At 60.4% G+C, this 11,871-nt stretch carries 9 protein-coding genes and 7 pseudogenes; 7 read left to right on the top strand and 9 right to left on the bottom strand.

Features of this window, described 5'->3' with window-relative positions:
- Positions 1 to 157: 157 nt before the first annotated feature.
- The 3 genes and pseudogenes from D3227_RS38695 to D3227_RS38685 all read right to left on the bottom strand — a co-directional run bounded on the left by D3227_RS38695 (position 158) and on the right by D3227_RS38685 (position 2,632).
- On the bottom strand, positions 158 to 544 hold the full coding sequence (locus D3227_RS38695) for a type II toxin-antitoxin system VapC family toxin (protein WP_120019262.1): 387 nt from the start codon (positions 542 to 544) through the stop codon (positions 158 to 160).
- Complete coding sequence (locus tag D3227_RS38690; RefSeq protein ID WP_095204540.1) at positions 541 to 786, bottom strand: type II toxin-antitoxin system Phd/YefM family antitoxin; 246 nt, start codon at positions 784 to 786, stop codon at positions 541 to 543. The genes D3227_RS38695 and D3227_RS38690 overlap by 4 nt, the downstream gene beginning before the upstream one ends.
- 194 nt (positions 787 to 980) lie before the next feature.
- A pseudogene (locus tag D3227_RS38685) lies at positions 981 to 2,632 on the bottom strand (MFS transporter).
- A gap of 354 nt (positions 2,633 to 2,986) precedes the next feature.
- On the opposite strand from D3227_RS38685, the gene D3227_RS38680 reads away from it, so the two are divergent.
- Positions 2,987 to 3,451: a Ros/MucR family transcriptional regulator gene (locus tag D3227_RS38680; protein WP_120019261.1), complete on the top strand. Its 465-nt coding sequence runs from the start codon at positions 2,987 to 2,989 to the stop codon at positions 3,449 to 3,451.
- 238 nt (positions 3,452 to 3,689) lie between these two features.
- Here the strand turns inward: D3227_RS38680 and D3227_RS38675 are convergent, their stop codons facing one another.
- The 5 genes and pseudogenes from D3227_RS38675 to D3227_RS38655 form a co-directional block, all read right to left on the bottom strand.
- Positions 3,690 to 3,902: a cold-shock protein gene (locus D3227_RS38675; RefSeq protein WP_120019260.1), complete on the bottom strand. Its 213-nt coding sequence runs from the start codon at positions 3,900 to 3,902 to the stop codon at positions 3,690 to 3,692.
- A gap of 690 nt (positions 3,903 to 4,592) precedes the next feature.
- The gene (locus tag D3227_RS38670) at positions 4,593 to 5,933 is read right to left on the bottom strand and encodes an IS1380 family transposase (RefSeq protein ID WP_120019259.1); all 1,341 of its coding nucleotides are present in this window, start codon (positions 5,931 to 5,933) and stop codon (positions 4,593 to 4,595) included.
- A gap of 114 nt (positions 5,934 to 6,047) precedes the next feature.
- On the bottom strand, positions 6,048 to 6,509 hold the full coding sequence (locus D3227_RS38665; protein ID WP_120019258.1) for a phasin: 462 nt from the start codon (positions 6,507 to 6,509) through the stop codon (positions 6,048 to 6,050).
- Positions 6,510 to 6,767: 258 nt separating this feature from the next.
- Positions 6,768 to 7,064: pseudogene (locus tag D3227_RS38660) on the bottom strand (transposase); the annotation flags it as partial.
- A 5-nt stretch (positions 7,065 to 7,069) separates the two neighbouring features.
- Positions 7,070 to 7,510, bottom strand: coding sequence for a Ros/MucR family transcriptional regulator (locus tag D3227_RS38655; protein WP_120019257.1), 441 nt, complete (start codon positions 7,508 to 7,510; stop codon positions 7,070 to 7,072).
- 1,098 nt (positions 7,511 to 8,608) lie between these two features.
- Between D3227_RS38655 and D3227_RS38640 the strand changes: the two genes are divergently transcribed.
- Positions 8,609 to 9,004, top strand: a complete 396-nt coding sequence (locus D3227_RS38640; protein ID WP_095204512.1) for a hypothetical protein — start codon at positions 8,609 to 8,611, stop codon at positions 9,002 to 9,004.
- A 109-nt stretch (positions 9,005 to 9,113) separates the two neighbouring features.
- On the opposite strand, the pseudogene D3227_RS38635 reads toward D3227_RS38640, so the two are convergent.
- Positions 9,114 to 9,293 (bottom strand): annotated as a pseudogene (locus D3227_RS38635) (porin); the annotation flags it as partial.
- A 1-nt stretch (position 9,294) separates the two neighbouring features.
- Between D3227_RS38635 and D3227_RS38630 the strand changes: the two are divergent.
- From D3227_RS38630 to D3227_RS38615, 5 genes and pseudogenes are all read left to right on the top strand, one after another.
- Positions 9,295 to 10,195, top strand: a pseudogene (locus D3227_RS38630) (ISKra4 family transposase); the annotation flags it as partial.
- A gap of 503 nt (positions 10,196 to 10,698) precedes the next feature.
- Positions 10,699 to 11,286 (top strand): annotated as a pseudogene (locus D3227_RS38625) (TauD/TfdA dioxygenase family protein); the annotation flags it as partial.
- Positions 11,287 to 11,310: 24 nt separating this feature from the next.
- Positions 11,311 to 11,439: a hypothetical protein gene (locus tag D3227_RS43985; protein ID WP_281035055.1), complete on the top strand. Its 129-nt coding sequence runs from the start codon at positions 11,311 to 11,313 to the stop codon at positions 11,437 to 11,439.
- A gap of 5 nt (positions 11,440 to 11,444) precedes the next feature.
- Positions 11,445 to 11,558 (top strand): annotated as a pseudogene (locus D3227_RS38620) (DDE-type integrase/transposase/recombinase); the annotation flags it as partial.
- Between the two features lie 29 nt (positions 11,559 to 11,587).
- A pseudogene (locus D3227_RS38615) lies at positions 11,588 to 11,716 on the top strand (ATP-binding protein); the annotation flags it as partial.
- Positions 11,717 to 11,871 lie beyond the last annotated feature (155 nt).

The following is an 11,871-nucleotide window of genomic DNA, read 5'->3' as shown; positions in this document are numbered from 1 at the left end:
TCTCCGATTGCTGCTGGGCCCGGGTCCGACTCGGGAGCCCGTTTTCATCATATCGGGGAACAACCGCCGCCTATGCGCAAGGGCTACAAAGCGGCACGTGGACGCGGCTCCCGCGATTACCCCATGTGATTGGTGAGTCGGCTTGCGGCGTAGCCTTTCAGAGACGCCGAACCGGGCCCGGATAGCGCGCCACGAGATCGTCGACCGTGATCAGCGTGATGCCTTCCATGATGGACTGAGCGATCAGGATACGATCGAACGGATCTTTATGGATCGGCGGAAGTCCATCGACCGCGACTGCATGCTCGCTGGTGATCGGCAGTTCATGATAGCCATTGTCGAACAATCCTCGCCGCAGCAGGCGCGGATCGACGGTAAAATCCGAACGGCCGAGACCTCGTTTGATGGCGACTTCCCAAAGGCTGGCAGCACTGAACAGCAGCTCGTTGTCTGGGTTCTCAATCTCGGCTATCGCCTCCAGCGGGAGCCGATCCGGTTCACCTGCCGCCCACAACAGAAGATGTGTGTCCAGCAACAGCTTCATGCGTCACCGTCGAACAGCTTTTCGATTTCCTCGCTGCCCATGCGGTCGAAGTCTTCGGGAACCGAGAATGCACCGGCCATAAACCCGATCCGCCGTATCGCGCCAGCGTCAGGCTGATCGATCGGGACAACCTTGACAAGGGGCCTGCCGGATTTGGCAATGATAAAAGGCTCGCCTTTGGCCGCCTTGTCGACCAGACGAGAGAGATGGGTTTTCGCCTCGTGGATGTTAACCGTCTGCATGTCGTTCACCATTTGACCTTAGTCCGATGAACTTAGTTTATCTTACCCTCTTCTACAAGGGTTTGCTGCAAGCCCGCCGGCGGGACCTTCAGCCGGACCCAGTCGGTGGCGCGGGGCCAAATAGTACAGCAGACAGCGTTGGCGTATTCCCGCGCCTCGCGTGTCGTAAGAGACGGTCGTAGCCCGGAATGAGATCAACGCCTGGAGAAAAATGGCGTCGAATGATCCCGCCTGCGGGTAGGCCCCGTCGGCCGCTCAATCGAAATGTTGGTGCGCGGTGGAAGTTCGCCGGCGTGCAATTCGAGGAGCCGCTGGTCCAAGTCCTTGTCCGCCGCAGCCAGCGCTGGTTGAGGCGCAGATAGTCCATCCAGGTCGGCGTGCGGAATGTTTCTGTCCAAAGCGATGGATCCTGAAGATCGCGCTGCAGGGTCCAATGCCGAGCGCCGACGCGGCTTTGTACCCGGCGCCGTTCTCGCATCTGGTCGAGGAAAGCCTCGACATTTCTCTCAGGTATTGAATACTCGATCTTGACGACGATCGGGCCGCTTCTCGACGTCAAGTCGACGGCGACCTCCGGCGCTTTGAATACCGAAGGATCCTGTTCTTGCTCTTTCCATTGCCGGATGGGCAACAGGAACCCGGTGGCGGCGACCAGCAAGAGAGCTCCAGCGGAGCCCTCCAGGGCCAGGGTCCGGGAATAATCCTCGGCCACCGTACCCCAAAGCCAACTGCCGGCCGCGATGCCTCCGTACGTCAAGGCATAATAGATCGAGAGAGTGCGACCAACGACCCACCTTGGGCTGGCCAACTGGACGCTCACGCCAAGCCCGGTCCAGGTGATGACCCAGCCGGCGCCGCCGAGTGCCAGCGCAATGGCCGCCACCGCCAGCGAAGGAGTGAGTGCAAGGGAAAGACAACACGCCGCGCAGGCAATGCTCGCGAGCGTTATAAGACGTTCCTGGGACATCATCCGCCTGAAGCAGCTGTTGCAGATGCCGGCCAGAAAAGCGCCGGCTCCGAAGCCGGCCATCAGGATGCCGTAGACGATCGGTCCCCCGCCCAGCTGATCGCGCGCGACCAGAGGCAGTAGCGCGAGGATCGAAATGCTCGTCAAGCCAAACAGGGTTCCGCGCGCGGTCGCCGCCTTGATTTCCGACGACATCGCCGTGAAGCGCACCCCGTCATGGATCGCCGTTGCCATCGACTCGCGCGGCAGCGGTGAAGAGCGAACATTCCACTTGCAGCGCCATATGGCGCAAAGTGGCGACAGATAGCTGAGCGTGGTGAGAGCGAAGGCCGTCAGAGGACCAAAGGAGGCGACGACAATGCCGCCGAGCGCCGGGCCTACGCTTCGCACAGTATTGAAGCCGACCGAGATGAGCGTGACGGCAGCTGGAACGTCGCGCCTGTCGACGATGTCGCCAACCGACGCCTGCCAGGCGGGATCATTGAAAGCGGCGCCGCATCCAATCAAAAAGCTGAAGCCGAGTATGGTCCATGGATTTACAAGGCCGAGCGCGACAAAACCAGTCAGCACGGCAGATGCCACCGCCATCAGGCACCGACCTGCGAACATGACCCTGCGACGGCTGAAATTGTCGGCGATGGCGCCGGCGAAGACCGATAAGATAAACGCCGGCAGCGTCGATGAAGCCTGCACCAGCGCGACCATCAGATCGGAAGTCGAGATTGTGGCCATCAGCCAGCTGATGGCCACGGACTGCATCAGCCATCCGAAGCTGGAAACCTGTGTGGCAAGCCAGATCGAACGAAAGGTCGGGTTTTCGAGCGGCGCAAACGTCGCCGACGAAACTGGATACGCATCTGCGCGCGCCACACTGCTCATTGGCCGAGCCTTCCTTCCGTGTACAGGTCGCGTAGAGGTTTCTCCCAGCGCACGTGTCCACGGAGGAATGGCAGGATCAAGGCATTTAACTTAAGGGGCAAGCTTTTGCCGCTGTGGCCGAACGAATACTTCTTTCTGGAAGAATGAACCGCGAATCCGCGGCGAATGTAGGTGGTCGCGTCCAAGGGCGAGTGGAAGCGGACGGATGAACAAGTGCTACCGCCGGAGGCCACGACCTCCCGGGGCGAGTGCGTTACGCATGAATCTCGCCGAGGCTTTCGTTGCGTTCGCGCCCGGGCCTCACTAAAAGCGGAATACTTCGCCGACTGTCGATCATGCCATAAGGAGCGCTCCATGACAGAAGAAGCCGACAACAACACCGATGCCCTGATCGAGCTCACCGCCGACGTTGTCTCTGCCTATGTCTCCAACAATCCGGTTCCAGTGAGCGAACTTCCAGCCCTGATCGGCCAGGTGCATGCAGCACTGAAGGGAGCGGCGGCCGGCTCCGCACCGGACAAGCCGGAAGTTCTCAATCCAGCAGTGCCCGTCAGGAAATCGGTCACGCCGGACTACATTATCTGCCTGGATGACGGGAAGAAGTTCAAGTCGCTGAAGCGGCATCTGTCGACCCATTACGGTCTGACGCCGGACGAATACCGTGTCAAATGGGGCTTGCCCGCCGACTATCCGATGGTCGCAGCAAACTACGCCGCCACCCGCTCGGCATTGGCCAAGAGCATGGGCCTCGGCCGTAAACCCAAGGAGCCGGAAGCGCCCGCGCCTGAAAAGCGGACCCGCAAGAACGCCACAGCCTGATTGATCGCCCGCGCTCGTCCTGACGGCCACGGGAGATGCCCAAACTCAACCCACGAAAAGGCGGGGCTCTCGCCGCCTTTCTTGCAAGCAGTCTTTTCCAACTGGAATTCCTGAAGGGATTTTAGCAGTCCACTGCGCCTTCGGGTCGAATCGTGTTCGGCGCGCGCTTGTTTGAGCGGCTGTCAGTCCCGTCCGCGACCTACTGCGTGCTTCCGGCTTGCGCCGGAACACTGGGGAGTCAGCCTGCTTTGCTGAGGTTGCCGGCCGACGACTTGCCGGTGCGCCGGTCCTGCTCGATTTCATAATTGATCTTCTGACCATCGGCGAGGGTCGAAAGACCGGCACGCTCGACAGCGGAAATGTGGACGAACACGTCCTGACCGCCGCCATCGGGCTGGATGAAGCCGAAGCCCTTGGTGCTGTTGAACCACTTCACGGTTCCAGTCGCCATCTATCTTATTCCTTCATAACAACTGCAGAATGGCCTCGCCAAAAGCCAGGCCGGTTTACAATGCGCCTGGAGATAACGCAGCAAGATCGCCAAATCGCAAGGCCTTTGACCACTTGGCCGAAGAAGAAACAGGGTTCGGACTCTCTGAAGGCAGACAAGACCTACCTTGTCCCTGGTCTACGCACTGGGACGGCCCGGCGCCGGCTCGACAAGAGCTGGTGTGCTGACCAGGTCGTCGACGTGGGTCACGGTCGACGAGGCCGCGGCCTTGCCACCCGATCCGGCCACGAGTGGACCTCGGGCGCTTGATGACCGTCGCGACTGTTTCGGTGTCCGGCCGGCAGATGAGCCCATCGCACCGTCGAGTTCCGGCTCTGGACGTTGCCGATAGAGGCGGGCGCCGCTTCGGCAAGTCCGCGCGATGCATGGAAGTGACCTTCAGGCAGCGATCGACCACCATCAAGCCGGCTCCGGCCCCCGAAATCGAGGAGCGCTCCCACATTGATTGGATCATCTAGCCCGCTTGATGCACGGCGATGAGATTTCGGCGGCCTGAGGCGGTAGTGTGGTCGCTGTAGCGGTGCTTTTTCACAAGCCTTATCAGGCGCCGGCGGTGATCCGTCGTGATGGAAGGCGGGGGTTTGCAGGTTGCGGTCGGCGGGTTTGTTTCGGGGCGTTGGCGCCCCGTCGTTATGTCGCGAGCCGCGGAATGCGATCGAGGACGATGCGCAGGATGCGCTGGTGCGGGCAGGAGGTCGGCAGGTGCAGGCGGATTTGCGTCTTCATCTCGACCACCCGCGCGGCGATTTTGATGAGGCGCAAACGCAGCGTGTCGAATTGGGCGACTGCAAAGCTGGACCGTTTCGGCATCGCGGCCCGCAAGCCCCACATCAACCAGTAAGCACCGGCATGCAGGAATAGCCGGAACTGGTTGGCCGTCGCTCTTGTGCAGGAGGTGCGGTCGGCGGCGAGATGCGTCTTCCACGACTTGATGTGGTTCTCGGCCGCTCCGCGCCGGCAGTAGAGATCCTCGTAGAGCGCCTTGGCCTTGCCACCGGCAAGGTTGGTGACGATGAAGCGGGTGTCGGCACCTTGGGCGCCGACCTCGACCCGGGCGATGATGCGCTCGACGCGGCTCCAGCTGGCGGCGCCATCCAAAAACTCCTTGAAGCGCCGGACCTTGCCCGTCTTCGCCGACGCTTCAAAACGCGCCATTGTGCGGGCTTCCAGGTCCGCGACATGCTTGCGCAATGTGGTGGTGGGCGCCAGACCGAAGATGAAGTCGACATCATTGGCGCGGCACCAGTCGATGACCTGCGGACTACAATAATGGCCGTCGGCGCGGATCAGGATCGAGGTGTTCGGCCAGTTGCTGCGGATCGCCCGCACCAGGCGGCGCAGGTGGGGGCGGATTTCTGCCCCGCTCGGCCGCCTGGCCGGCCGCAGCACCGCACCGACGAAGCGGCCATCGCCATCGAACACCACGACCGGCTGGAAGCCGTATTCGTCGTAGTGGGCATTGAACAGGCGCAATTGCTGGCCGCCATGCACGGCGTCAAAGGTGTCGTCGATGTCGAGCACGATCCGCTTCGGCACCTGCCGCAACGAGGCACAGTAAAGGTCGACCATCGCCCGGCCCATGGCGACCAGCTCGCGCACGCCGGGCAGGTTCTCCAGCCGGCACATCCTCGATTGCGACGCCAGATCCCGCCCCGAAGGCAGTGCATCCTGAGCCATCTTGAAGACCGGATCGGAGCGCAGCCGGTTGGCGTCATTGCCATCCTCGTAGCCGGCGGCGATCATCTTCATGCGGAAGCCGATCATGTCGGCCAGGCTGTGGGCGATCTGGTCCGGGCAGCGCGGATCATCCATGCAGCGCGCCAGACGGTCCGCCACCCGCAGCCGCTTCTCCACCTCCGCCAGAGCCAGAACGCCACTGTTGGACGACAGCATGCCGCCGTCGAAACGGGCGATGACGGACTTGCCGCCGACAGATGACAAACCGCTCAACGGCAGCGTAGGATCGTTCATGGCGGGCGTGGTCTCCGGAAATGATTCGGATCGGCTTCGACAACCAAATCCTACGTCATTTCAACGGTTTGCACCACATCCGCCAACCCGCCGTGAATTTTTCAGTCTAGAAAACTAGGCGGCCTCGAGGCCCTTCAGCGCCTTCGCGAAGGCGTCCTTGACCGGCTTGGAAACGTCGGCCGCCGCCCTGGCGGTGAGCGCCTGGATGTCCTTGACGTGCTCGACACCCATTTCGAGGCGCTTGCGCAGAAAGATCCTGTGCAACTCAAAAACTTCGGACAGCGACTTCACCCGGGCCAGAGCCTCAAGGTGCGAGAAGTCAGCTTCGGCGTTCGCGCGCAATGCCGCGATCATCTTCAGCGACAACTCGTTGCCGGCCGACTTCGCGGTTTCGGCGCTCGACTCGAGCGCCTTCTGGGTCTCTTCAGCGCCTGATTTGAATTTTTGAAGCACCTCGTTCGTTTGCTCCATGCCCTTGTCTGCGACGGCGCGAAGTTGATCGGTAGCCTTGCCGGGATCGAAGGCTGCAAATTCGGTGGCTTCGGTTGCGCTGGACTTGTCAGTGGGTTTGGACATTTCTTGGACCTCCGCTTGAAGATGGTTTCCCGCCCGCGACAGCACATTGGGGCTGATGTGTGACAGTGGTATGTGCACTGCACCAATCTGGTGCGACGTGCCGGCTCGGCCGCTCCAGATCGGCTTCGCGCGGACGTGCCAGTGATCGAATGGGTTACGGGTCATGACGTGCCGTCATGGCGCGTGCCGACCTCGCCTTTGCCGAGAACGGTTTCAGATCGGACCGGCGCCGGCCTCGAATTTCCCGGGCGCTCTCCGGGCCGCCACGATGGTGGGATCGACGATCTGCCCGCCCATCGCCAGGTAGCCGGCCTTGCCGAGGTGCTTGTCGAAACGGGCGAACAGGTTGTCCACCGCGCCGGCCTGTGTGAGATGCTCCCGGAACAGCCAGATCGTCTTGGCGTCCGGCACCCTTTCTCCGAGACCCAGCCCGAGGAAGAGCATGAAGGATTGTCGGTCCTGGATCTGGAACTCGGCGTGGTCGTCAGACAGGCCGTAGAGCTCCTGCAGAACCATGATCTTGAACATCATCACCGGATAGTAAGGCTGCCGGCCAAACCTCAGGCCCTGGCCTTACGTTTCGTCGCAGGTTTCTTGGCTAGAGCTGGCTTCCTTCCCAAGCCTAGCGACTTTGCCAAAGCCGAACGGGTCGCCGAATAACTCGGCGCCACCATTGGATAGTCCTTCGCCAATCCCCATTTCGCCCTGTATTCATCAGGCGTCAGCCCATGACTGGTTGCAAGATGGCGTTTAAGCGACTTGTATTTCTTACCGTCCTCGAGGCTGATGATGTAGTCTGGAAACACCGACCTTTTGGGGTTAACTGCCGGCTTGGGCGGGGGTTCTACTATGGGAGATGGCGGGCTAATATTCGACAATGCCGAATTCACGCTCGCGATCAAATCCGGCAATCCGGACACTGGAACAGCGTTCTTTTGGACATAGGCGGCAACGATATCGGCAGTAAGTTCAATCATATTATTGTTTGGTTCCCCGGGCATCGACGTGCTCCTTCAATCACCATATTCTCATATCCGTCAAAGAGACGATATGCGCCCAACCTATGCCATTTGGATTTTGTCCAATCAAGTCGGATATTTGGAATTTCTGTATGACGCAGCGGAAAAAGCGAACTTTCGTTTGGCGGCAAAGCGTATGCATGCCAAACCAACCCCCCCGGTTAGTGCGTGACCAAAGAATGTAGTGTTGCCTCGATTGACTATAGTCTATAGGGATCAAAGGCGGGGTCCGGATTATAGAAAGCCAGATATCACGGAGTATAGATCGAAAATGCCTAATAACGCTTCTGCTGTTTCTACCCGTGCCCCTTGGTCGGACCAACGATCGAGAGCATCAGCCCATCTATTTGAAGCTCCTGGAGGCGTGGTTCGACGAAGCCAGCATAGAAGAGATGGCGGAGATATTGGGAATCGACCCGTGGGACGAGCCAGTTCGCGCCCGCGACGCGGTTCGCAGCCATCTCGATCGAGGAGTGTGGCTGCTGACTACGGGATCCAAGGAGCTTTTCAAATCCTTGCCGCAAAAGTGCCCATAGAATCGGCAATTCTTTGCCAGTTGATGGACCAAATGCGCGGACGGCGGCTCGGACGAAGAGCGGTGAAGCTTCCGCTATCGTCCAGAGCTCTCCGATAGTTTGCCCATGCATTCCTCGAGCTTCTCCAGGCGAAGCTTCGCCCTGCGAAGTTCATGTCCGGCTTCGAAACGTCGATGGCGTCCCAAAGGTGCGGTCGTCATGAGGTCGAGCTCCAGTTCGGCAATGCGCGCGCGCACCTGTCGAGCGTCGTCCTGGCGCAACGCTCTAATCAATCTACGTCCACGCATTAGTCTTCCCTGCAGCACCCCAAAAGCCATGCTGGTCTATCCTCGGAGACCCTAATTTCCGGCAAGCCGAAACGCTCTAAATTTAACTTGGCTACTTTAGCGATGACAAGGCGCTTGGCGTGAGGCGGACAGGCGAAGGTGGCGCCGGCCAGGAGCGCAGCTGCGAGGTCGCAGCGGCTGCGGGACGGCGGCTGGGATGTGGATAATTAGGCCTGGCCTATTGCGGATTACGCCAGCCGGCGCGCACCCTGGCTACCATGGTGGCGGAGCATGTTGAATTGGCGTTGTTTGAGCAGTCGCTCGGCAATCGCGAGGGCCTACATCAACCGTTCGGTGATCGTGTGGCTGACGCTGCGGAGAAAACCGCAGGATCGGTTCTATTCGACGTACGTGTCGACGGCGATATCTGCGTTCAGCGGATGGCTGGGATTGGATATGGCGAAACCGGCACAGCGATAATCGTAATGGAGAAGAGCGGACAGCTTAGATGCGCCTCGATCAACGGAGACACAGCCCGTTTGGTGGCAGAATTGGCTGCCTGGGATGCGTCGCCGCTAAGTGAGCAGGCGAGGGGTGACCACCGCGGAACGGCCATCATCCTGCTCGCGAGGCTTCGTGGCTCGGGTCACTTCGCCCCGTTCCCAGCCGGCTGAGCGTTGCTTCTTACGGGAGGGCACATTCGCGTCGGTACGGCAGCTCTCGGTAAAAAAAAGGCCCGCGACGACGTCGCGGGCCTTTCCGTTCTGACCGGCAGGGGTTCGATCAGAAGTTGCGCTGGAAACGAACGATGCCGCCAACGCTATCCTTCTTGTCGGCCTTGGTGAAGTTGCCGAACGGAGGGCCATTGTCGAAGTGACCGAAATGGTCCCAGTCGACTTCGGTCGTGATCGTGAAGCCCGGAACGATGGTGTAGGCGACGTTCGCAGCCAGAGCGTAGTTGGCGACGGTTTCTCCGCTGCGGCAACCGATCCCCGATCACATGGCGCCCGAACGGCTGTATCTCGAAACACGCTGGGCTTCGCTCGTGCCCTATGCGGCCGCTGCCGAGCTGCTGGCCGACGTGTTGCCGATCGACCGTGGGACCAACGCCACAACGGTGCGGCAGCATGCGCTGAGAACGGCCACCCGGCTCGAACGCGAACTGACGGAGGAACGGGTTTCCTTCATGCAGGATGCGTGTCCTCAAGACTGGATGGACCTGCCGATTCCGGACGGGCGCATCGTCATCGGCCTTGACGGCGGATACATCCGGGATCGTGACAACCGAAAGAAGAACTTCGAGCTGATCGTCGGGCGCTCCCTGCCAGCGAGCATGTGCTGGATTGGTTCCACATCACGATGCGCATCACTGTGCTTCGCCAGTTCGCCCAGGGCCTTCGCCACCATGACGAGGAAGCCGGCAACGGCATGCTGGACATGCTATGCCGGATCAAATGGTATCTGTGGCACGGCAACACGCACCGGGTTCGCGAGGAGATCGATTGGTTGCTCGACGATGCCGATGCCACGCAAACCGACTATCCCAACATGAGAAAGCTCCTGACGGCGATCGGAGAGTTCCGGTCCTATATCGGATCAAACCACGCCAGCCTGATCAACTACGGCGAACGCTACCGGTCCGGAGAGCGGATATCCTCCGCCTTCGTCGAGGCGACCGTCAACGCCGTCGTCAGCAAGCGTTTCGCCAAGAACAGCAGATGCGATGGAGCCGGACAGGCGCGCATCTCCTGTTGCAAACCCGAACGCAGACCCTCGACGGCTCTTTGCGGGCGACCTTCGAAAGGTGGTATCCGGGCATGGCAAACGATAATCACCGAAACTCGGGCAATCGGGCGGCGGCATAGCTGCCACACAATTCCTCATGGTCCCCTAAAGGTCTCATAAGGCGCGGGTCGCGAGGGTGAGGAGATGACTTTACTGGGACATAGGATCGACGCGGGCACGATTGATCCTATACGAGGAGATGCGTCGATGGCTGACAGCGGTAATTGCTCCGTCGGACGACCGTGTTGTGGCCGTTGCGCAGGCACGGAAGGAAACCGATGACGCCCGGTAAGCTGCGTTATGAGCTGTTCATCGCGCGCGACACCAAGGTCTACATGCAAAGGCCGTGCGGCGAAGGTCAGGTCTCCCAGATCATCATTAGCAGACCCCGTGGCCCTGCTCCTCGCCCTTTCTATCCAGACGCCACTTTTAGCCTATCTATTAATCGATTGTATCAGCTAACGAGTCGCAACCGGTGCTTGCTTTCCCTGCTTCGGCATCGTATCGCTCGGATACCTTGGCGGCAGGCCGATGCTGGATGTCGCGGCAGCCAGCGCTGAGAGGATGGCGATCGGCTCGAACCGATGCCTATCCGAAGTTCTCGGTTCTTCGCGGCGTCGTCATCCCGGCAGCTGGAGGCGATACGATCTGGTCCAACACGCACGCGGCATACGAAAGCCTGCCGGCGCCACTCAAGCTATTGGCTGACAATCTTTGGGCCATTCACAGCAACGTCTACGACTATGCGGCCGTTCGCCCCCGCGCCACGGCCGAAGAGAAGAAGCACTTCGAGGAAGTCTTCACGTCGACGATCTACGAGACCGAGCATCCGGTCGTGCGCGTCCATCCGGAAACCGGAGAACAGTCGCTGCTACTCGGCAATTTCGTCCAGCGCCTTGTGGGCCTATCGAAAAGCGATTCCGCGAAACTCTACGAGGTATTCCAATCTTATGTCACCGCCCCGGAGAACACCGTTAGGTGGCGGTGGCAAGCTGGCGACGTTGCCATTTGGGACAATCGTGCCACCCAGCATTATGCGGTCAACGATTTTGGTGACCAGCACCGGGTCGTGCGCCGTGCGACCGTTGACGGTGACGTTCCAGTCAGTGTCGATGGCCGCCGCAGCGTAACCCATGTCAAGGCAGCCAAGCCACCGGCGAGGGCAGCCTGAACGCTCTCAACAGGGCGGAAGATCATGAACCTTCGTATCGCCGTAGCGCTAGCCGTACTCATCGCCTCGCTTGGCTCAGCACCAGCCGAGGAGTTGACCATCCGCTTCGGTTACCCCGGCGTCGGCCTCGACAACAGGCAATTCGCTGCTTGAGGCCGATCGCAATCCGGAAAAGTCTATATTTGAACAATCATATCGAGCAGGACCATCGGCGCATCAAGCGCCGCTTGCGACCGATGCTCGGCTTCAAATCTCCAGCGACCGCCAACATCATTCGCAACATCCAGCCTTTCAGCCCGCCGCCGACGCCATTCTCGACAGGATCGTTCACAATGCCCATCGGATCACCCTTCAGGGCGACAGCATGCGAAAGCAAAAAGCGCCCCCGCTCTTGACCGGCGGCGAAAACGGCGAAATCAATCACCCATGAAGACAACCAGGCACCCGAGGACCACCGCCTGCGGCGCGGCAATCAGCCTGGGAACAGCGTCAATCTGGAAGGGAGCGTCGCCAGGGGCGTCACGGAGGGAGGGCGTAGCCCGACCGGAGGGACGTTCCTGGCGACGGCGCGAACCCACATAGGGG

Source organism: Mesorhizobium waimense, assembly GCF_003601975.1.
In the GTDB taxonomy this organism is placed as follows: Bacteria; Pseudomonadota; Alphaproteobacteria; order Rhizobiales; family Rhizobiaceae; genus Mesorhizobium; species Mesorhizobium waimense.
The sequence above is the reverse complement of the archived record's forward strand: the minus strand, read 5'-3'. Positions and strand labels throughout refer to the sequence as shown.